This is a genomic window from Agathobaculum sp. Marseille-P7918, assembly GCF_900625105.1.
In the GTDB taxonomy this organism is placed as follows: Bacteria; Bacillota; Clostridia; order Oscillospirales; family Butyricicoccaceae; genus Agathobaculum.
On sequence record NZ_UYYD01000007.1, the window covers coordinates 45,445 to 66,686 of the forward strand.

14 protein-coding genes and 1 pseudogene are annotated in these 21,242 nt (G+C 55.9%); 6 read left to right on the forward strand and 9 right to left on the reverse strand.

The annotated features are described in order from the left end of the window. Positions 1-6 precede the first annotated feature (6 nt). The gene (locus tag EJL02_RS10025; protein WP_125116274.1) at positions 7-462 is read right to left on the reverse strand and encodes a CtsR family transcriptional regulator; all 456 of its coding nucleotides are present in this window, start codon (positions 460-462) and stop codon (positions 7-9) included. A gap of 309 nt (positions 463-771) precedes the next feature. Here EJL02_RS10025 and EJL02_RS10030 point away from each other — a divergent pair, with 309 nt between their 5' ends. Further along, positions 772-942: a DUF362 domain-containing protein gene (locus EJL02_RS10030; RefSeq protein WP_125116275.1), complete on the forward strand. Its 171-nt coding sequence runs from the start codon at positions 772-774 to the stop codon at positions 940-942. Between the two features lie 264 nt (positions 943-1,206). Here EJL02_RS10030 and acrA read toward each other — a convergent pair whose 3' ends face one another. From acrA to EJL02_RS10045, 3 genes are read right to left on the reverse strand one after another with little or no spacing between them, the layout of a single operon-like run. Then, a complete protein-coding gene (acrA, locus tag EJL02_RS10035) occupies positions 1,207-2,322 on the reverse strand; it encodes an acryloyl-CoA reductase electron transfer subunit beta (RefSeq protein WP_125115232.1) in 1,116 nt (371 codons plus the stop codon). An 18-nt stretch (positions 2,323-2,340) separates the two neighbouring features. Further along, positions 2,341-3,141 (reverse strand): acryloyl-CoA reductase electron transfer subunit gamma, encoded by an 801-nt coding sequence (gene acrB, locus EJL02_RS10040; RefSeq protein WP_125116276.1) that lies wholly within the window; start codon positions 3,139-3,141, stop codon positions 2,341-2,343. A 22-nt stretch (positions 3,142-3,163) separates the two neighbouring features. Next, positions 3,164-4,315: an acyl-CoA dehydrogenase gene (locus tag EJL02_RS10045; RefSeq protein WP_125116277.1), complete on the reverse strand. Its 1,152-nt coding sequence runs from the start codon at positions 4,313-4,315 to the stop codon at positions 3,164-3,166. A 351-nt stretch (positions 4,316-4,666) separates the two neighbouring features. Between EJL02_RS10045 and asnB the strand changes: the two are divergent. After that, positions 4,667-6,058: pseudogene (gene asnB / locus EJL02_RS10050) on the forward strand (asparagine synthase (glutamine-hydrolyzing)); the annotation flags it as partial. A gap of 108 nt (positions 6,059-6,166) precedes the next feature. Here the strand turns inward: asnB and EJL02_RS10055 are convergent. From EJL02_RS10055 to EJL02_RS10070, 4 genes are all read right to left on the reverse strand, one after another. Further along, the gene (locus tag EJL02_RS10055; protein ID WP_125116278.1) at positions 6,167-7,279 is read right to left on the reverse strand and encodes an ABC transporter ATP-binding protein; all 1,113 of its coding nucleotides are present in this window, start codon (positions 7,277-7,279) and stop codon (positions 6,167-6,169) included. Between the two features lie 16 nt (positions 7,280-7,295). Further along, on the reverse strand, positions 7,296-8,147 hold the full coding sequence (locus tag EJL02_RS10060; RefSeq protein ID WP_125116279.1) for a carbohydrate ABC transporter permease: 852 nt from the start codon (positions 8,145-8,147) through the stop codon (positions 7,296-7,298). A 12-nt stretch (positions 8,148-8,159) separates the two neighbouring features. Beyond that, positions 8,160-9,032 (reverse strand): carbohydrate ABC transporter permease, encoded by an 873-nt coding sequence (locus EJL02_RS10065; RefSeq protein WP_125116280.1) that lies wholly within the window; start codon positions 9,030-9,032, stop codon positions 8,160-8,162. A 94-nt stretch (positions 9,033-9,126) separates the two neighbouring features. Continuing rightward, the gene (locus EJL02_RS10070) at positions 9,127-10,443 is read right to left on the reverse strand and encodes an ABC transporter substrate-binding protein (protein WP_125116281.1); all 1,317 of its coding nucleotides are present in this window, start codon (positions 10,441-10,443) and stop codon (positions 9,127-9,129) included. Between the two features lie 290 nt (positions 10,444-10,733). On the opposite strand from EJL02_RS10070, the gene EJL02_RS10075 reads away from it, so the two are divergent. Both EJL02_RS10075 and EJL02_RS10080 read left to right on the forward strand, forming a co-directional pair. Beyond that, the gene (locus EJL02_RS10075) at positions 10,734-12,440 is read left to right on the forward strand and encodes a sensor histidine kinase (RefSeq protein ID WP_125116282.1); all 1,707 of its coding nucleotides are present in this window, start codon (positions 10,734-10,736) and stop codon (positions 12,438-12,440) included. Positions 12,441-12,464: 24 nt separating this feature from the next. Further along, positions 12,465-14,072 (forward strand): response regulator, encoded by a 1,608-nt coding sequence (locus EJL02_RS10080; RefSeq protein WP_125116283.1) that lies wholly within the window; start codon positions 12,465-12,467, stop codon positions 14,070-14,072. A gap of 114 nt (positions 14,073-14,186) precedes the next feature. Here EJL02_RS10080 and EJL02_RS10085 read toward each other — a convergent pair whose 3' ends face one another. Beyond that, positions 14,187-18,341: an S-layer homology domain-containing protein gene (locus tag EJL02_RS10085; protein WP_164510379.1), complete on the reverse strand. Its 4,155-nt coding sequence runs from the start codon at positions 18,339-18,341 to the stop codon at positions 14,187-14,189. A gap of 618 nt (positions 18,342-18,959) precedes the next feature. Between EJL02_RS10085 and EJL02_RS10090 the strand changes: the two genes are divergently transcribed. Together EJL02_RS10090 and EJL02_RS10095 are read left to right on the forward strand one after the other, a co-directional pair. Then, positions 18,960-20,324, forward strand: a complete 1,365-nt coding sequence (locus tag EJL02_RS10090; RefSeq protein ID WP_125116285.1) for a family 4 glycosyl hydrolase — start codon at positions 18,960-18,962, stop codon at positions 20,322-20,324. A 5-nt stretch (positions 20,325-20,329) separates the two neighbouring features. Beyond that, positions 20,330-21,241 carry a carbohydrate kinase family protein gene (locus tag EJL02_RS10095; protein WP_125116286.1) on the forward strand — a complete coding sequence of 304 codons (912 nt, stop codon included), beginning with the start codon at positions 20,330-20,332 and terminating at the stop codon, positions 21,239-21,241. Position 21,242: the final 1 nt, after the last annotated feature.

Here is a 21,242-nt window from a genome sequence, read left to right on the forward strand (position 1 = left end):
ACTGTTTTATGAGGTTGCAATGCCCATGACCGCGCATCGGAAGATCGCGGCGCGCAACCGGTCGCGGTCGGTTTTTTCCACCTCGGCCAGCGCACCGTCCGAGCACGCGGAGAGCAGCAGCTGCGCTTCGCGCTGGCTCAGCAGGTCCGCCGACAGCAGCGTGCGTGTCAGCCGCGCCGCGTCGTTCTGCGTCAGCCTGCCGCCAATGCCGCGGGCCGCCTCCAGCAGCGTGCGCTGCTTGTCGTCCATCAGCCGCACGATGCGGATGTAACCGCCGCCGCCGCGCTGACTTTCGACCAGATACCCGTGTTCCGGCGTGAAGCGTGTCTCAATCACATAGTTGATCTGGCTTGGCACACACGAAAAACGGTCCGCCAGACTTTTGCGCTGCACTTCGGCTACGCCGCCGCCTGACGAGAGCATTTCGCCGATGAAATCGGCTATGACATCCGACATTTTCATGTGAACACCTCCTTCGGTCTCGGTCCTCTTTCTGACCTTTCCTGACCTTTGTCTATATTATAGGAAATTCCGGGCCAAAACGCAACGGAATTTTCTGACCATTTCTGACCATTTGCCGGATTTATGATTTGCAAAAACGTTGCAATCTCTTTTTTTCTAATGATATCTCTTTTTTTCTCAGTTTTTTAACCTCCTGACTTTTGAATTCTTTTGCCAAAAGTTACTCATCGCTAACTTATGCTTTTTGTTGCTTTTTTTTGTTCTTGTGTTACAATAAATGTGTAGAATTCAATTGGAGGTGCAATACCAATGGCATATGTTATTAGCGACGCTTGCATCAGCTGTGGTTCTTGCGCGGGCGAGTGCCCGGTAGGCGCTATTGCTGAGGGCGACGGCAAGTACGAGATCAATGCAGACGCTTGCATCGATTGCGGTTCTTGCGCAGGTACCTGCCCGGTAGGCGCTATTTCGCAGGGCTAAGTTTTAGCATAAACGCGAAATACCAAACATCCGGTACTCCGGAAAACAATAACGCCTGAAAGCGCTGCTTTCAGGCGTTTTGCTTTATGGATAGGGGCACCCAATCCTCATGTGGGCCAAAGCCGCAGAATCGAGGTCAAAATACAAAATCAACTCCTTGCATTTTATGATCGGATGTTACACTGCCCTTTTCTTGCCCTTTTTCCAACAAAAAAGAGCCTGTCCGTTAGGACAGGCTCTTTCTTTTTTGGTTACAACCCAGACTTACTTGGAAGCCTTTGCAGCCTTGATCGCGTCGATCATCATCGGAACAACCTTGAACAGGTCGCCGCAGATGCCGTAGTCAGCTACGTCGAAGATCGGAGCGGAGTCAGACTTGTTGACCGCTACGATGCACTCGGAATCCTGCATGCCAGCCTTGTGCTGGATCGCACCGGAGATGCCCAGCGCAACATACAGCTTCGGATGTACGGTCTTGCCGGTCTGGCCAACCTGATGGTCGGCAGTCAGCCAGCCAGAGTCGATCGCTGCACGGGAACCGCCGACAACGCCGCCGAACAGGCCAGCCAGCTCTTCCGCCAGCTTGATGCCGGTCTCAACGTCCTTGGAGATACCACGGCCAACGGAAACGACAACGTCTGCGCCGGTCAGGTCAACGAGCTCCTTGGCTTCCTTGACAACTTCCAGAACCTTGGTCTGGAGATCTGCCTCGGACAGCTGTGCCTCAACCTTCTCGACAACAACCGCGTTTGCCTTCGCTTCGTTGTACTCGCCCTTCTTCAGAACGCCCGGACGAACGGTCGCCATCTGGGGACGGAAGCGCGGGCAGATGATGGTCGCCATCAGGTGGCCGCCGAATGCCGGACGGGTCATCTTCAGGTTGCGGTCCGCACGATCAAGCGCGTCGATCTGTGCTTCCGGCAGGGTGGAAGCTTCCTTCAGGAAGGCAGCGTACTTCTCAACGTCAACGTCGAGGTGCGTGCAGTCCGCGGTCAGGCCGGTGTGCAGGCGAGCTGCGCAGCGCGGACCCAGGTCACGGCCGATGTTGGTTGCCGCGATCAGCAGGATCTCCGGCTTCTTGGCCATAACGGTATCGCAGATCACCTTTGCGTATGCATCGGTGGTGTAGGTCTCGAGCAGGTCGTTCTCGCAAACAAGGACCTTGTCCGCGCCGTAAGCGCCCAGTTCCTTGACCATGGAGTCGCCTACGCCCTTGCCGCCCAGCAGCAGGCCGCATACCTCGACGCCCATGTCGTCCGCCAGCTTGCGCGCCTCGGAGATCAGCTCAAGCACGGTCGGCTGGAGCTTGCCCTGGCGCTGTTCACAAAATACCCATACGCCGGAAAAATCGGCGAGGTTGGTGTTATTGAAATCAGCCATTATAGTTTCTCCTTTCGATCAGATGATGTGCTTCTTCAGAAGCTCAGCAGCGAGGGTCTCGCAAGTGGTCTTGTCAGCGCCCTCGAGCATCTTGCCCTGGCCCTTCTGCGGGGGCGTAAAGGACTTGAAGATGTTGGTGGGAGAACCCTTCAGGCCGATGGTGGTGGGATCGATCAGCGGATCGTCCTTGAGGGTGTTGTAATCATAAACGGTAACCGGCTTGGAGTAGCAATCCATGATGCCGCCCAGAGACATGTAACGCGGTGCGTTCAGCTCCTTGATGCAGGTCAGCAGGCAGGGAGTCTGGGTCTGGATGGTCATGTAGCCGTCCTCGAGCATACGCTTAACGGTGACGGTGTTGCCTTCCTTCTTGATGTCGGCAGCGTAGGAAATCTGCGGAATGTGCAGCTTCTCAGCGATCTGAGAGCCTACCTGCGCGGTATCGCCGTCGATTGCCTGACGGCCGCAGAATACGATGTCGTCGTCCTCGAGGCCGATCTTGTTGATCGCAGCCGCGAGAATCTGGGAGGTAGCAAAGGTATCCGAACCGCCGAACTCACGAGCGGAAACCAGAACGCCTTCGTCCGCGCCGCGCGCGATCAGCTCGCGGAGCATGCCTTCTGCCGGCGCCGGGCCCATGGTGACAACGACAACCTTGCAGCCGGTCTCGTCCTTGAGCTTGAGGGCAGCCTCAACCGCGTTGAGGTCGTCCGGGTTGGTGATGGTCTGCATGGATGCGCGGTTCAGGGTGCCATCCGGATTGACTGCAACCTTACCGGAGGTATCCGGAACCTGCTTTACACAAACAATAGCCTTCATAGTTCAGTTTTCCTCCTTATCCTTAGCGCAGAACCTGACCAGCGATGACCATTCTCTGAACCTGAGAAGTGCCTTCGTAGATCTCGGTGATCTTGGCGTCACGCATCATGCGCTCCATCGGGTACTCACGGATGTAACCGTAGCCGCCGTAGATCTGAACGCACTTGGTGGTAACGTCCATTGCAACCTCAGAAGCGTACAGCTTCGCCATAGCAGCTTCCTTGGTGAACGGCAGACCAACGTCGTGGTTGAACGCAGCGCGGCGAACCAGTAGACGAGCAGCATCGATCTGGGTGTACATATCGGCTACCATCCACTGCAGGCCCTGGAACTTGTCCAGCGTTCTGCCGAACTGAACGCGCTCCTTCATGTACTGGATCGCCTTATCCAGAGCGCCCTGCGCGATGCCGAGTGCCTGAGAAGCGATACCGATACGGCCGCCGTCCAGCGTCATCATAGCAATCTTAAAGCCGCCGTTCTCCTTGCCGAGCAGACGGTCAGCCGGCAGATGCACGTCTTCAAAGATCAGCTCAGCGGTCTGAGAACCACGGATGCCCATCTTGTGCTCGATCTTGCCGATGGAGAAGCCCGGATCGTCCTTGTCAACGATGAAGGCGGAAATGCCCTTGTTGCCCTTGGACTTATCGGTCATGGCGAAAACAACGTAAGTATCCGCGCGGCCGCCGCCGGTGATGAACACCTTGGTGCCGTTGAGGATGTAGGAACCGTCCGGCTGCTTGACAGCAACGCTCTGCTGTGCAGCGGAGTCAGTGCCCGCGTTCGGCTCGGTCAGGCCGAATGCGCCGATCTTCGCGCCTTCCTTGGGCTCGATCAGCGGGCGCAGCCACTTTTCCTTCTGCTCTTCGGTACCGAACGCGTAGATCGGCCAAGCGCCCAGCGTGCCATGAGCGGACATGATGCCGCCGGTGGTCGCGCAAACGCGGCTCATCTCTTCGATTGCGATCGAATAGCAGATGTAGTTACCGCCGGAGCCGCCGACTTCCTTCGGGAACTGAATGCCCATCAGGCCGTACTTCATCAGCTTCTGGACAGTCTCTTCCGGATAGCGCTCCTGCTCGTCGATCTCTGCTGCGAGCGGCTCTACTTCGTTAAGCGCGAACTCACGGCACATCTTCTGGAACAGTGCTTCTTCTTTTGTAAGCCTAAAATCCATGCCATATACCTCCCAAAAAATATTCGCGGGTGTACAGAAAAACACAGCGCCCGATGCCCATGGGCCGGAGCGCTGTGGCCTGAGCCAACACCCTACTTTGGAGCATGTCTACTTATATTATACCGGTTGCCGGGAATATGTCAAGGATTTAACAGACTTTTGCGTGAGAATTTCGGCCCGCTTTTTTCGCTCGCCGTTCGGGATTTTACGCCGCGTGAAATCCCGTCTTTTGTTTCCGATTTGTATAACTTTCCGTCGGTTCCCGCCGCATGTTTTTCGCGTTTTTCACATATTCCGCGCCTTCTGTGCATAAGAAGCAAGGAAAGCGTATCGATAAAGGAGGAGAAGCATATGTGTGGAATCGGCGGCTTTGTCGATTACGAACACGACGCGCGCCGCTATGCGTCGGCGGCAAAGCGCATGCAGCGCAGCCTGACGCCGCGCGGCCCGGACGCGGCAGGCGAATATCAGGATGAGGACGCGGTTCTCGTGCACCGCCGCCTGATCGTCATCGACCCGGACGGCGGTGCGCAGCCTATGTACGCACCGGACGGGAATACCGTGCTGGTATATAACGGAGAGTTATATAATACCGAAGAAATACGAAACGACCTACTCGCCCGCGGGCACACCTTCCGCGGCCACTCGGACACCGAAGTGCTGCTGCACGCCTTTCTCGAGTGGGACACGGACGCCTTCGAGCGCCTCAACGGCATTTTCGCCTTTGCCCTCTGGCAGAAGAAGGAGCGGCGGCTCATCCTGTGCCGCGACCGGCTGGGCGTTAAGCCCCTGTTCGTCGCGCGCGTGCACGGCGGACTGGTGTTCGGCTCGACGATCGGCACCGTGCTGTGCCATCCGGCGGTCGAACCCGAGGTCGATGCGGACGGTCTGCGCGCCGTGCTGCTGCTCGGCCCCGCGCGCCCGCCCGCATCCGGTGTGTTCCGGCAGATCGAATCCCTGCTGCCCGGGCACTGGGCCGAACTCACCCCCGAGGGCTATGCCGACCGTACTTACTGGAAGCTGGAAGCGCACGAGCATCCGGACGATCTGGGCGCCACGATCGCGCGCACGCACGAGCTGATCTGCGACGCCACGCAGCGGCAGCTGGTCTCGGACGTCCCGCTCGCCTGCTTTTTGTCCGGCGGACTGGATTCGTCCATCCTGTCCATGCTTGCCGCCAAAAATTACGCCGCGCGCGGCGAAACGCTGCGCACCTGGTCGGTCGATTACCGCGACAACGACAAGTATTTCACCAAAAACAGCTTCCAGCCCAACAGCGATAACGAATTCATCCAGATGATGGTCGATGCGCTCGGCACCGAGCACCACAACGTCGTCATCGAGCCGGACGCCCTGTGCGCCGCGCTGCTGCCCGCGACCGACGCGCGCGACCTGCCCGGCATGGCGGACGTGGATTCGTCGCTGCTGCTGTTCTGCGCGGCGGTCAAAAACGGCGGCACGACCGTGTGCCTGTCCGGCGAGTGCGCCGACGAGCTGTTCGGCGGCTATCCGTGGTATCACCGCGAGGAGATTTTGTTTGAGGACACCTTCCCGTGGTCGCGCTCGGTCGATCTGCGGCTCGGCCTGCTCGCGCCCGGCGTGGTGCAGGACGGCGCGGCATTTGTCCGCGAACACTATCTCGCCACCTGCCGCCGCGCGGAAAAGCTGCCATCCGACAGCAAGAAAGACGCCCGCATGCGCGAAATGTTCGTGCTCAATTTGGACTGGTTTATGGCAACGCTGCTCGAAGCAAGCGTTGCACAGGGATACTCCCCTTCCGGTGCTGCGCAAAAAAGCAGCCGCAGGTTCTCTGCGGCTGCTTTTTTGTTGTCTGTCTTGCGTGTGATATGCTCAGTGGAAGATTTCCCACTGCGTTTCCTTGTCAAACAGGTGCATTTTGTTTTTGTCCAACGCAAACGTCGCCTGCTCACCGGCCTGTCCGCGGAAGCGCGCCGGCACGCGTGCGATCAGCTTGGTGCCCTTGCACTCCAGATATAAGTAGATCTCCGAACCCATCAACTCGGCAATGTCGATATCCGCGTGTACAATGCTGTCCGCGCTGGCCTCGAGGAAAATCTCCTCTGTGTGCAGGTCCTCCGGACGGATGCCGAGCACCACGTCCACACCCACATACTTGTCCAGCACGGCTTGATCGGCCTTGCCCTCGGGCACCGGGATGCTGAAGCCCAGAAAATCGATGAAATACCGGTCGTTTTCCTTGCGCAGCTGCGCGTCGATGAAGTTCATCTGCGGCGACCCGATGAAGCCGGCCACAAACAGATTGCACGGATAATCATACAGGTTCTGCGGCGTATCCGCCTGCTGGATGATGCCGTCCTTCATGACCACGATGCGGTCGCCCATGGTCATCGCTTCGGTCTGATCGTGCGTGACATAGACGAACGTGGTGTCCAGCCGCTTGTGCAGCCGGATGATCTCGCTGCGCATCGCGGTGCGCAGCTTGGCGTCCAGGTTGGACAGCGGCTCGTCCAGCAGAAAGACCGCCGGATTGCGCACCATGGCGCGGCCCAGTGCCACGCGCTGCCGCTGGCCGCCGGAAAGCGCCTTGGGCTTGCGGTCAAGCAGCGGCTCCAGATCGAGCACGCGCGCTGCCTCGTGCACCTTGCGGTCGATCTCGTCCTTGGGCATTTTGCGCAGCGACAAGCCGAACGCGATGTTTTTATATACAGTCATATGCGGATACAGGGCATAGTTCTGGAACACCATCGCAATATCGCGGTCCTTCGGCGCGACCCCGTTGACCAGCCGGTCGCCGATGAACAGCTCGCCTTCCGTGATATCCTCCAGACCCGCGATCATGCGCAGGGTGGTCGATTTGCCGCAGCCGGACGGCCCGACCAGAATGACGAACTCTTTATCCTTGATCTCCAGATTCAGGTCGGGGATAACCTCGACCCCGCCCGGATATACCTTTTTTACATGCTTGAATGTAATGCCTGCCATATGTTATCGCTCCTTCTCATTCTTTGACCGCGCCTGCCGTCAGGCTGGATACTACCTGTTCCTGGAACAATGCGAATATCACAATGCTGGGGATGACGGCGATCGTGATCGCCGCGAACATGGCGGTATAGTTAAAGCTGAACTGCGACGTGAAATAGCTCAGCGACAGCGGAAGCGTACGGGCATCCTGTCCGCTCGTCAGGATCAACGCAAAGGTGAATTCATTCCAGTTGTTCAAAAATGCCAGCACGGCAGCGCTCGCCAGACCGCCCTTGGCGCAGGGCAGCATGATCTGGAAGAACGTGCGGACAAAGCCCGCGCCGTCCACATACGCCGCTTCTTCCAGACTTCTGGGGATGGAGAGGAAGGTACTGCGCAAAATCAGCAGCGACATCGGCAGATTCAGCGCGGTGTATACCAGAATCAGTCCGGTTTTGGTGTCCGTCAAGCCCAGATTGTTGATGACGAGATACACCGGGTTGAGCAGCGCGGTCATCGGCACAACCATGGACAGCGACAGCAGCCAGAACAGAATATTCTTGCCCCGGAACTGGCACCGCGCAAAAACGTACGCCGCCATGGCCAGAAACAGCACATTGGCCACGGTTGCCACGCTGCTGATGATGACACTGTTGACAAAATACTTCAGAATCGGCGAAATTGCGATCGCCTGTTCATATCCGGTGAACTTGAAACTGGTGGGAAGCGAAATTCCGTCGGTCAGGATTTCCGCATTGGTTTTAAAGGAAGACATGACAACCCAAACGATCGGAAATAATGCAACGATCACGCACAGCGCCAGAAATATATATTTCAAAATCATCAGCAGGCGGCCTCTGTTGGTCAACTGCCCCCAAGTTCTATTCATTGCAAAGCCTCCTCAATAATCTTCCTGGCCGACCTTGAGCGTCTTGTTTATGATTACCATTGCAATCGTACCCAAGACAATGATCATCACGCCGATCGTGTTGGCATAGCCGTAGTTGTTTTCCGACATGAAGGTGCCGTACAGCAGCAGCGGCAGATTGGTCGTCGCGCGGCCGGGACCGCCGTTGGTCGTAATATAAATGAGGTCAAACATCTGCAGCATATAGGTTGCCGCCATGACCATAGTCGTGCCGATGATCTTGCGCAGCAAGGGCAGCATAATCAGCACATCGATCTGGAAATTGGAGGCGCCGTCCACACGCGCCGCTTCGATCACCGATTCGTTGACCGTCAGCGCTTCCGCCAGCACAAGCGTGGTGGTATAGCCGGCAAACAATGTCCAGATCATGGTCACCGACGGAAACGCGGTTGATGTTTCCATCAGCCAGTTATGGGTCAGGTTTTCCAGTCCCAATTTGGTCAGGATGGAGTTGACCACACCGAACTGCGGGTTGAAAATATTGACGAAAATGGTTGCCATCGCCGCGTTGGAAATGATGCTGGGCACCATATAGGCGGTGCGGACGAATTTCCAGCCGCGCGGCTTTTTATAGAGGATGAGAGCGATAAAGACGCCCAGGCCGACATGCACAGTGCAGTGGATCAGGATCCAGATCACGGTGTTGGCCAGCGCCTGCCGGAAGTTGGCATCGTGAAACAGGGTGATGTAATTTTGCAGTCCGATAAACTGCATGTGGTCGGATGAGAGCCGGTATTCGCACAGCGAAGTGACAAATACCATTACCAGCGGCACGGCGTAAATCAGCAGGAACAGGATCACCGCCGGCGCAAGAAAAATCGGGATCCAAACTTTTTTTGTTTTCATGACGCAATGTCCTTTCTCAGTGTCCTTTCTATCGATTGCCCGGACAGGAAGAGCCCGTCCTCAGACGGGCTCCTCTCAGGATCCAAAAGAATCTTTAATTCTTCTGTGCGTTCTCAGTCAGGATCTGGCAATACTGCTCAGGCGTGATTTCGCCGGAAGCCAGGCGCGGCAGTTCCTGCGATACGACGTCAAGCAGGTTCGGATACATGGTTGCCTGCAGGTTATCGGTGCGAACCTTAGCGGTGGCTGCGAGATCCAGGAACTCCGCCAGCAGCGGATAAGCTTCCTTGGCCTTCTCGGTGATCTCAACCTTGGAGGACGCCGGGACCATGCCCTGCACTTCCAGCGCAACCTGCTGTGCATGCTCGCTGGTAAAGAACTTCACCATTTCGATCGCGGCTTCTTCCAGCGCCGGATCATCCTGTTTGGTGACAAAGTAGCCCTGAATCGGAGCGTCGTAAACGAAGCTGCCCGGATAGATCGCTACGCCGACCTTATCGGCAAAGCCGGGAGCCGCCTTGGTCTCATCCGAGAAATCGCTCATCATCCACGGGCCGTTTGCGATCATCGCTGCCTGCTCGGACAGGAAGTTGTTCGCTGCATGCTCATACTTGCCGCCGATCGCGTCCTTCGTGGTGTACTCCTGCAGCATCTTCTGCACTTCGCCGGCTGCCTTGATCATGGCCGGATTGTTGTAATCGTCAGGCGTCATCTGCTTGAGGAAGGCAACGGCATCGTCGCCCTCTGCCGCGACCAGCGCGCCCATCCAGAGCGAAGTGACCCAAGCGGAGTCGGCCGTATCCAGCGCCAGCGGGGTGATGCCCGCAGCCTTCAGCTTATCGCACTGATCCCAGAACTCATCCCAGGTCGTTGCCGGGCCGGACAGACCGGCTTTCGCAAACAGTTCCTTATTATAGAAGTAACCGACCAGGTTGCCTTCGGACGAGGAAGCATAGATCTTGCCGTCACGGCTGTTGGTGGTCATCGCAGCATCCGTGTACAGTTCCTTCCACTCGGGATCGCTGTTGACCGCGTCGGTCAGGTCAACGACCACGTCCTTGGCCAGCGCCAGATCGAGGAGGTTGTAGCCGCCGCCGTAAACCACCGGAGGCAGATCGCCCGTGCCGAGCTGTACCTTGATTTTGTCAATGTAGTTCTGATCGCCCGGGACTTCTTCCTTCTCGATGCGGTACTTGCCGGCGTACTGCTCGTTGAATTCACTGATCAACTGATCGACAACCGGAGCCGCCGTGTTGACGCCGCACTGGAAGGTTGGATAGTTAATGACGATTTCTTCGCCTGTGCCTTCTGCTTCGCTGCTTCCCTGTTTTGCTGTGTCTCCCCCACAGCCGGCAAGCATCGTAACTGCCATTGCAGATACCAGACATAATGCAGTGATCCTTTTTTTCATGTTTCTTCCTCCTTACAACTGTTGATTTACCTAGGTTTCCTCCTTTGTTTTTGTATATTATATATAAATACCCTTGGTTTCGGAATGCACTAATTTGATGGTTTTGCACATTATTTTGTCTTTTTCCGCCCTGCTTTTCCCAAATCCGGTTTTTCATGCATTGACGAGAAAAAAATAATACTTTTTTGCACAAATGTAATACAAATTGGCTGTCTTAATCCTGCGGCAGCGCGTGCTTTGTAAAAGTATGATAAAATAGCATTAAAAGTGATAACATAAGGAGGAATTGAATGAAAAGGCGGTCTCTAAGCGCTTTTGCGTTGGGATTATTTGTATTTTTGTCCATCATGCCAGTCGCTTTTTCGCTCATCTACTTTTCGCTGAATATCTCCCAGCAAATGAAGTCTTCCGCCGAAGATACGGCGGATTTTTATCTATCTCAAGCGATGAAACGAACCGATCTGACCATCAACGCGCTGCGCAACAGCACCTATTATATGGTCAGCAACCGTACCGTCCGCGATATCATGCAGGCTGATGTGGCACCGGATGCCGTTACGCGGCGTCAAATAGAGGATGACCTCAGCCGTATGCTGATGTATAATTCCGCATGGATGCAGGACTGCCTGACCGGCGTCTGCATTTTCAAGGACGACCGCCGGTTTCTGACCATGTTCCGCAGCAGTATTTACTCTGCCTCGACGCAGCGCATCCGCGCGGTATACGAACAGCTCAAGGACAAAAACTCGATCACTTCTCTGGAAGTGTTTCCGGAGTACCCTTCTTATGCCTATTGCATTTCGGACTACATTGATCTGGACACCATGGAACCGCTCGGCAAAATCCTGTTCGAGATCGATCCCCAACAGCTGATGCAAAGCGAATTTCTGACGTCCCTTTACCCCAGCGCGTCCATTCTTCTGGTCAACGGCGACGGTAAGGTCCTGTACACCTCCTTTGAAAATACGCAGCAGCAGTCCTTTGCCGTCGGGGATACCGTCTCGGATCTGTCCAGCCGTTCCAGCAAACAGTTTCTGGTGCAGAACTTCTGCCCCAGCGGTAACATCTCCGCCTATGTGCTCATTCCATACGACGAGATTCTCGCCCCGATCCGCGATATCCTCTATTTCTATTCCGGTTATGTGATCCTCGCCTTGCTCATCACCCTGATCGCGGGTTTGAGTTTTTATCACTTGCTCACCCGCCCGCTCCGCCGCATGATCGGTTCCATGAACCAGATGGCGGCCGGCGATCTCTCCGTGCGCATGGAGGATTCCTCCTATCAGGAAACTGAAAGCATCATCCACGCCTTCAACGGCATGGCCGACCGGCTGGAAGAGCTGTTTCAGGAGGTATACGACAAGGGCAGACTGCTGCGGGATGCGGAATTCAAGCTGCTGGAATCCCAGATCAGCCCCCACTTTATTTTCAATGTGCTTGAAACCATCAACATGCGCTGCATGGTGGCCGGACAGCCGGAAATCAGCCATATGGTGACCAATCTGGCGCAGCTGCTGCGCTCCAATATTCTTTATAAAAACCAGCAGAAAGTGACCTATGCGCAGGAACTGCGCTATGTGAAGTACTATCTCGAGCTGCAAAAAGAACGGTTTGGCGACCAGTTGATCTACGAAGTCAGTTACGAGGAGGACATTCTGCAATACTATCTTCCCAAATTGACCATACAGCCGCTGGTGGAAAACAGCGTCACCCACGGATTGGAGAACAAACGCGGCGGCGGTTCGGTACGAGTCTGGATCTGGGAGGAAAGCGACGCGATCCATGTACAGGTCGTCGATGACGGCATCGGCTTTGACACCGCAGCCGTCCCCCTGTCGGATACCGGCACGGATTCGCACAACAACATCGCTTTATCCAACATCCACCGACGGATTCGGCTGCTGTACGGCAAAGAATACGGTCTGCAAATCCACAGCACGCCCGGCAAGGGCACCGAAGCCTTGCTGACGCTGCCGCATGACACATCCAACGTATGATTCGCATAATATAGAGGGATTTTTATGCTCAAAGTTTTGATTGTTGACAATGAAGCCGTCATCCGTCACGGACTGATGCATTGTATCGACTGGAATGCATTGGGCTGCGAAGTGGCCGCAGAAGTCCGTGACGGCACGGAAGCGTTCGAATGCATCCCGGACGTGCAGCCCGATATCATCATCAGCGATATCCGCATGCCGGGCATGGACGGCATGCAGCTTGCCGAACGGGTTTCCGTTACCTATCCGAACATCAAAATCATTATCCTGACCGGATTTCCTGATTTTGAATACGCGCAAAAGGCCATCCAATATCATGTGGTGGATTTCGTGCTCAAACCCACCTCTATCGAACAGCTCACCAACGCGGTGCGCAAAGCCATCCAAATGATCCATCAGGAAGAGCAGCAGCGTGAACTGTACCGCACCATTCAGGCGCAGTCCGAACAGAACCTGCAGCTGGAGCAAAGCATCCTGCTGCGCGACCTGATCCAAAACGAACACCTGTCCGAAGCCTTCATCAGCAAGCGCACCGCACAGAGCGGACTGGACTTGCAGCAGTATTACATCCTGCTTTTCCATGTCGAACCCGATCAGGACGCCGACCCGGATTTCTCCTCCTGTCTGGACGAAGCCCGGAAAATCCTGGGCAAATGTCTTGCCGCTTGCAAGCTCTATTCCGTGCCCGCCGGCGAAAAGTCCTGCTATATCGTCGTCAACGTGCCGGATGACCGGAGCATCATCGGCGCCTGCAAGGAAACCGCGGCCATCGTCCGCAACCTGACCCGCGCCATCCTGAGCATCGGCATCAGCCTGCTGCACAACGGGCCGTTTGAGGTGCATCAGGCTGCGCGCGAGGCAAAAAGCGCGCAGAAATTCGCGGAATACAACACCGATCTGCAAGTAACCTCTTATGAAGACCTGCCGCAGACCGGTGCGGAAACGCTGGAGCATATCACACAGGACCTCAAGCTTCTGAAGGCCGCGATCGAAAACCAGAATCTCTCCGTCTCACAGTCGCTTTTGCATTCGCTTTTCCAGTATATCCGCCAATGCCGCCTGCCGTTTAACGAGATCCGCGGCATCTGCATCTATATTTATAACTTCTGCATCGGCCCATTGTTTCTGCACAAAGCGGAAAGCTGCGTGGCCTCGCTCGTCTCCATCGAAGATATTCTGGACGGCCAGAACATCGACGGTATCGAATCGCGGCTGTCCGAATTTCTCGACAGTTGCCTGGAACTGGCCAACTGCAACCCGGAAAAACTGGACCATTTGGTGCTCACCATCAAAAATTATATCGACGAGCACTATGCGGACAATATTTCTCTGGAGATGCTGGCAGGCGTCGTACACTTAAGCCCCAGCTATCTGAGCAAGCTGTTCAAAAAGGAGCTGGGCGAAAACATCAGCACCTATCTGCAAAACGTCCGCATCGAAAAGGCGAAAATGCTGCTGCAAAACACCTCCATGAAATCCTACGAGGTGGCGGAAGCCGTCGGCATTTCCAACCCGATCTATTTCTCCCGCATTTTCAAGCGGGCCACCGGCATCAAACCCAAGGATTACAAAAACGCCATCAGCCACAAAAATGCCGCATCCGATTCGCCCTCCACACCGGATGAACCATAAGAAAAGCTCCTGATGCAAACTGCATCAGGAGCTTTTCTTTTTCACTTGTCGCCCACTCTCCGGATAGAAAGACGGGCGATTTGCATCGCCCGTCTTTCGAGAAAGGAGAGAGAATCAGAGTGCCTGCTGGAAACGCATCAGCACAGAAGCTACCTCGGCGCGGGTAGCGGTACCCTGCGGTGCCAGTTCTGTGTTGCTGCGGCCAGAGATCAGGCCTTCTGCAACCGTCCATGCGAAGGGAGCCTTTGCATATGCAGATACTTCGGACGCATCCGCAAACGCATTCAGCGACGCGCTCTTGGAAACATCATAGCCCTTGTACTCTGCATAGCGGTACAGGATCGCTGCCATCTGCTCACGCGTGATGTTGTTATCCGGTGCAAACTGGGTTGCGGAAACACCGTTTACGATGTTCTTCTCCGCCGCCCATGCAACTGCCTCTGCGTACCACGCATTGGCTGCCACATCGGTGAACGAGCTGGAAGCGGCATGCTTTGCGCCTTCCATACGGTAGAGAACGGTAACCAGCATCGCGCGGGTCATGCTGCTGTCCGGCGCGAACTTGGTATCGGATACGCCGTTGAACAGATCGTTTTCGACGACGTAGCAGATCGCATCCTTGCCCCAGTGATTCTGGATATCGGTGAACGCTGCGCACTTATGGCCTTCGGTGTCCACCTTCGCGAAGGTAACGACGACCTTGTCGCCGGTCTTCAGGTTGGCAACCTGCGTTACAGCGCCCTTGGAAGTGCCGTTTACGGTGACGTCCTTGACCTCATAGCCGGCGTCCGGCTTGATGGTCAGGGTCTTGCCGTCGCTCGAGAGCGTCGCGGAGCCGCCGGTGCCCGTCGAGATCGAGGGCTTCTGCACGGTAACGGACGAACCGCCGCCGCTGCTGCTGGAACCGCCGGAGCTGCTGCCGCTGCCGGAGCCGGAGCCGCTGCCGTCGTCCGGATCTTCGGTCACACCGACATTACCGGAGCCTTCGGTGCCCATCGAGATCAGGTTTGCATACAGCTTGTACGCACCCGGGGTGAGTGCCTGCAGCTGACGATCCCAAACCACTGCGCTGTAAGTGTAGTGGCCGCCGTTTTCCATTTCCTTGTACAGGATCGCAGGACGCATCTCGCCTTCCGGATCCTGGCCTTCAAACAGTACGGTGTAGCCCAGTGCTTCCATGGCCTCTACCTGGCCGGCTGCTGCCGTGCCCGGAGTCCATTCGCAGCGCTGCTGGGTCCAGCCGTCCCAGATCGAGGACTGGGAGAGCTCGCCGTCGCGCTCGAGGTCGATCTTGTTGATGCCGGTGTAGAACGGAGTCTCCGCCGCTGCATCGCTGACATAAACGTCGCAGTCTTCCTTGTTGATGTTGGAGTTGCCCAGCGTGAACGGAACCGGTGCAAACGGCATCATGCCGTCCTGCTTCCAGTTCTGATAATGCAGAACCAGGTTGCCGCCTGCGTTTGCATAATCCAGCAGGTTCTGCATCGCGCTGCGCAGTGCGCTGCTGACCGGGCTCTGATCCGCCAGTGCGGTCTTGCCGATGATGATGGTGTCAAACTGCTGCGCCAGTTCCGCACCCGACTTGGTGATGTCGGCAGTGGTCAGTTCCTTGAGGTTTGCGTCCGCCTTAGCGGTGGAAGAATACATGCCGCGGATGTAATCGTATACGAAGTCGTCGCTGCCGCCCTTGAGGAAGCCGATGCGGATATCGTCGGTCGGGAGCTGATACTCAGCTACGGTCACATTCTGGACTGCCTTCTTGTAGTAGTTCTGGGTGTTGATATGGTCATAGTCAATGACCTGATAGCCTTCCGAGAACGCCTCGCCATCGGGCAGGGTCGCGGTTACTACCAGAGCAGTGCCCTTGTCCTTGTACGCCGCCGGAACAGTCACATCCAGAGTGACGGAAACGGTCTGGTTCTCCGAGGACATGGAGACCGTCTTGGAGGAAACCTTGATGCCGGAGGAAGCGTCTTCCGGTGCCGCGGTCACGGTGACTTCACCGGTCGCGCCCGGAATGTTGTTGCGGATGACAACGTCAATCGTGCTGTTGATATCCTTGCCGGTGTACTTGAGCATGGAGGACTCATTGTTGACCGTCAGGGACAGCTTGGGAACGACGCGCATTTCCGGCTCGCCTTCGATGGAGTACGACACATTGTCGCTTTCCGCCGTCAGTTCCGCACGGATCGGGGAATGAGAGTACGGATCGGTCGGGTTGACCGTCACGCCGAAATCAATGTCTTCATATGCGTTCTGGTTCTTGATCATCGCAGCCGTCATCTTGGCGGGGTCCTGATGATCTTCCACACCTGCCAGCGCCGGGGTATTCGGGGTCGCGCCTTCTACCACGCCGCCGTTCGGGTACGCATCGTTGGTGTACGGCTCGTCGTACGGTGCATTGTACGGGCCGGTGTATTCCTTATAGCTCTCCGGTACGGTTACTTCACAGACGAACTTCTTGCCGGCAACCTTGCCGTTGGAGCGAACGTCGGTTGCGGGCTGTTCATTTGCAATCGACCAGCCGGACGGCAGAACCAGCAGATCGCTGATCGAGCTCGGCAGAACCACATCGTCGCCGCTTGCGTTGCGCGCCCATGCGGTTGCCGTGACCGTTACGGTCTGCCCAGGAACTACGTCGGTGTCGTTGACACTGATGTCGATATCAATCGCATAGATTTCCTTGAGCACGGTGGTGATGTGTTCGCGGATGCGGCGGGCATATTCCAGATTGTCCGCATCGTCTGCACTCAGATTTGCTTCGATCACATCCAGCGCCTTCAGGGCGGTGGTCAGCTTGTCCGCGTTGGCCGTGACGTTCTTGGTGCTGAACTCATCCTGGAACTCGTTCAGGTTATCCACCAGAGTCTTGACCGCGGTATCCGGCGTGATCGTATAAACATCGCCGCGTGCCTGCGGTACGCTCAGTGCAACAGGCGTATCACCGGTGTCTTCCGAAGTCTCGATATCATTTTCAACGGGTTCGGCAGGCTGTTCCGAAACCTCGCCATCATTCTCGACGGGTTCGGCAGGCTCTTCCGAAATCTCGCCATCGTTCTCGGCGGGTTCGGCAGGCTCTTCCGGAATCTCGCCATCGGTCTCGGTGGGTTCAGCAGGCTCTTCCGAAACCTCGCCATCGGTCTCGGCGGGTTCAGCGGTCTCTTCCGGAACCTCGCTGACCTCTTGCTCTGCCGGGAGCACATCCTGTGCATCCAGCTGATCGTCAACGGTCATGTACGAAATCGAGCCGGTGCCCAGCGGATCCCAATCGTCGATATCCACAACATCCAGGCCGCCGAAAATGGTGGAGCTGAAGTCGCCGGATACATCCGCGCCGGGCGCGGCTTTCTTCAGGATATAATTGCGATCGGATTCGCCCTTGGTCGGCGTGCCGATCATCTTCTGGCACTTGTGCATGTTGCGGCCGAGAACGCCCCACTCGTCATAGCTCATGCCGAGAATCGGGTCATACTCGCCCAGATCGAGCACCAGATCGGAATCGGTTGCGTTTTTCGAGGATTTCTCACCGACTGCCGTGAACTCATCCGGATAGGCGTTGAGCAGGCTCTGGCTCGGCGTGGTGGAGAAGAATTTCTGTACCTGCCATGCCTCCAGCTCGGAGCCGTCCTCATCATAAATCGTATAGGAGTCATCCGCCGCCAGATCGATCGCGTATTCGATCAACCAGCCGACTGCACGGTGCTGGCCGTGGTCCGTGTTCGGCGCCTTGTGGTTGGAGAACATGACCTGCGGACGCGTCGAACGGATGATCTTGGCCAGATTGTAGCCCAGCGCATCAATGCTGTAAATGCCGTCCGAATTGGTGTCCGGATCGCCCAGCAGGGATTCCTTCAAGGAGACCGAATAGCCGAAGTCAACGGCGCCGCCGTACATCTGTTCCGCCAGATCAAACATACGGGCGGAGTTGAGTTCCTGCGAACGCAGGACGCCCAGCGCGCCATACAATTCTGTACCGATGGAGTTCTCGCCGCCTTCGCCCCAGTTGATGGTTGTGTAAATGGCGTCGGCGCCTTCCTTGCGGTTGAGATAAACCAGCAGGGAGTTGGTCTCATCGTCAGGATGCGCACCCACGAAGAGCACACGTTTCAGGCTGTCCAATTGCCCGACGTAGTTGATGGTATCGGTAATACCCTTATCCGGAGCATATTTCAATTCGTTCAGCCGTGATGCCGAAGCCGTCGGCACCATTGTCGCGAACATTACCGCAGCCATGGTGGATGCAAGCAGCCGTTGGTGTTTTCGTTTCATAATGACCCTCCTTTTTATTTTTCCTTTATGGAATCTCAAGTTTTTCCCCGAGCCTCGCCCCTTTCCTTCAACCTTGTGCCTGTTATGACGGGCGCTTGTTGTTTCTTCATTTGTTTTGAAATTTCTTGCTGCAAAACGGAATGTTTTTCTGGCGTCCATGTTTTTAAGTATAATAACAAACCATTCCTTGTCAATAAGTTCAATTAAGCGCCAAAATTTCCCCGTAAAATTATGCACAACGCCAATTTCTGCGATATTGTGCGCAGATAGCCAACTTTTAATTATGTTTTTCCGGTTTGTGTTCCGTCATTTTTGCAAGTATCCCATCCGTCGTTTTTTTCTGAAACAAACTTTGTTCACAAATCCCCGTGTTCCACAGTGAAAATCAAGAATATCCTACGGTTTTCCATGGTTTTTTCAGCAATACGGAAAAATATACCAACTTTTCCCGTGTCATTCGGATCTCTCTCCTCTTATCCCTTTGTTTTTCCCCATCGTCTCCGCATTGTCGTTTCAGAAACAAAGATTGTTGTTTCCGACAATTGAAGCATCTCCCTGTGCCCGATATACTAATAACGATCACTCCATGTTTCAGAAATACAGATGGGAGGAATTTCTGTGAAACTTACCGTTATTGGCGGCGGCGGCGTCCGCTCCATGTTCCTTGCAAAAAGCATTGCCCAGCGTGCACAGGCCCTGCATATCACAGAGCTTGTTTTTATGGATACCGATCCGGAAAAACTGCGCATTTACGGCGGTATGGCGGCGCATGTGTCCCGCCTGCTCAACCCCGACCTGTCTTTCCGGCTGACGACCAACGCGATCGACGCCATTCGGGATGCGAACTATATTATCACCACCATCCGCGTCGGCGGCGACCACATGCGCGTGCGTGACGAGCGGATCGCGCTGGCGCAAGGCGTCCTCGGGCAGGAAACCACCGGCGCGGCAGGCCTGTCGTTTGCCATGCGTTCGGTCCCGGCGCTTGCGCAGTATTGCGAGCTGATTCGTCAATATTCCAAACCTTCGGTCAAGGTATTCAACTTCACCAACCCGGCCGGCGTGGTGTCGCAGGCGCTCCGCGATCTCGGATATGATTTCACTTACGGCATCTGCGATGCACCGAGCGGCATGCTGCATCAGTTTGCCGACCTCTATGGCTGCGCCCCCGAAGCGGTCACCGGAGAGTGCTACGGTCTGAACCACCTGTCCTTTTTCCGCCAGATCATGCTCGACGGCCGCGACATCGTGCCCGAGCTGATCGAGCGCAGCGACGCCTACCAGCATACCGATATGCGCTTTTTCGGACAGGATCTGCTCCGGCATATGGGCTGCATCCTGAACGAATATCTCTACTACTACTTTTACCGGGAGCAGGCGGTCGCCAACATCCTGCACGCCGGTGTCACCCGCGGCGAAACGATCGAGCGCATCAACCGCGGCATGACCGCCGAGCTGTCTAAGATGGACATTGAAAACGACTTTGAAAACTGCCTGAAGTGCTATGAATCCTGGTACGGCCAGCGCGAAAACGCCTACATGGCCAACGAGACCGGCATCAAGCGGGATACTCCGTGGCATTTCGATATTTATGACGGCGACGCCGGCGGATACGCGGGTGTTGCACTCCGCTTCATCGAGCTGGTCGAGACCAATACGCCCGGCAGCATGATCCTGTGCGTGCCCAATCAGGGCGCCATCCCGGGTCTGGCGGACACGGATATCATCGAATCGACCTGCGATATCTCGCGCGAAGGCTGCCGTCCGCACGCCGTTCCCGATCCCGATCCTCGCGCGCTCGAGATCATCCACCGCGTCAAGTGCTACGAACGTCTGGCCGCGCAGGCGATCATTCATCGCGACAAAAAAGCGGCCATCGACTGCCTGATGCTGCACCCGCTTGTCAATTCCTATTCCATCGCGTGCAATCTGGCCGACGCATATTTTGAACTCAACGCACCGTACATGACAGAACGGGGGTAAGGAACATGTTTGTTTCCGGTGTCGGCAACACCAATATCGACCTGATTTTCTCCGGTCTCCCCCGCATCCCCAATGAAGGAGAAGAGCTGTATTCCGAATCGTTCACCCTGCAAATGGGCGGCGGCATCCCGGCCACACTGATCAATCTGGGCCGTCTGGGCGTGCCCACGCGCATCCAGACCATGCTCGGCAGCGATATGTTTTCCGACTTTGCCCGCTCGGTCTTTGCACAAAGCCATGTTCAGCCGGTCAACCTGTACCACGGTGACAAGATCCCGCTCAATATCACCGCCGTCATCCTCACCCCGGCCGACCGCACCTTTGTCTCCTTCAGCGACCAGATTCCCATCACCGACGATATGAAGCAGGCGGTCTATGAAGCCTCCCACGGCGCGCGGATCGTGGAAATGCATCTGGGCTATCTGGATGTGTACCGCACGCTCAAAAAAGAGGGCACCACGCTGATCTTCGACACCGGCTGGGAGGACGACCTGAGTCTGGAAAAGTATATCGACTATATCGAACTGGCCGATTACTATACGCCCAACCAAAAGGAAGCGCTGAAAATCACCGGCACCTCCACGCCTGCCGCCGCCGCCAACGTGCTGGCCGATTACTTTGACCATGTGATCGTCAAACTGGACAAGGACGGCTGCCTCATTCAGGAAAACGGCAAAAACACCCTGATCCCCAACATTGCGGAATATGTCCATCAGGACTCCACCGGCGCGGGCGACGCGTTTCTTTCGGGCTTGATTTATGGGCTGTACCACGGTTATAATTTTAAAGAGAGCATCCTGTTCGGCAACATCACCGGCGGGAAATGCATCACCGGAACCGGATGTCTGACCGCGTATTGTACCGAAAACGAGCTTCTGGAAACGGCTGAAAAATACCGCAGCCTGTTGAACGGATAGA

Coding starts and splice junctions, on each gene's coding strand:
- EJL02_RS10025 (WP_125116274.1), bottom strand. CDS start 462: ATGAAAATGTCGGATGTCATAGCCGATTTCATCGGCGAAATGCTCTCG.
- EJL02_RS10030 (WP_125116275.1), top strand. CDS start 772: ATGGCATATGTTATTAGCGACGCTTGCATCAGCTGTGGTTCTTGCGCG.
- acrA (WP_125115232.1), bottom strand. CDS start 2,322: ATGGCTGATTTCAATAACACCAACCTCGCCGATTTTTCCGGCGTATGG.
- acrB (WP_125116276.1), bottom strand. CDS start 3,141: ATGAAGGCTATTGTTTGTGTAAAGCAGGTTCCGGATACCTCCGGTAAG.
- EJL02_RS10045 (WP_125116277.1), bottom strand. CDS start 4,315: ATGGATTTTAGGCTTACAAAAGAAGAAGCACTGTTCCAGAAGATGTGC.
- EJL02_RS10055 (WP_125116278.1), bottom strand. CDS start 7,279: ATGGCAGGCATTACATTCAAGCATGTAAAAAAGGTATATCCGGGCGGG.
- EJL02_RS10060 (WP_125116279.1), bottom strand. CDS start 8,147: ATGAATAGAACTTGGGGGCAGTTGACCAACAGAGGCCGCCTGCTGATG.
- EJL02_RS10065 (WP_125116280.1), bottom strand. CDS start 9,032: ATGAAAACAAAAAAAGTTTGGATCCCGATTTTTCTTGCGCCGGCGGTG.
- EJL02_RS10070 (WP_125116281.1), bottom strand. CDS start 10,443: ATGAAAAAAAGGATCACTGCATTATGTCTGGTATCTGCAATGGCAGTT.
- EJL02_RS10075 (WP_125116282.1), top strand. CDS start 10,734: ATGAAAAGGCGGTCTCTAAGCGCTTTTGCGTTGGGATTATTTGTATTT.
- EJL02_RS10080 (WP_125116283.1), top strand. CDS start 12,465: ATGCTCAAAGTTTTGATTGTTGACAATGAAGCCGTCATCCGTCACGGA.
- EJL02_RS10085 (WP_164510379.1), bottom strand. CDS start 18,341: ATGAAACGAAAACACCAACGGCTGCTTGCATCCACCATGGCTGCGGTA.
- EJL02_RS10095 (WP_125116286.1), top strand. CDS start 20,330: ATGTTTGTTTCCGGTGTCGGCAACACCAATATCGACCTGATTTTCTCC.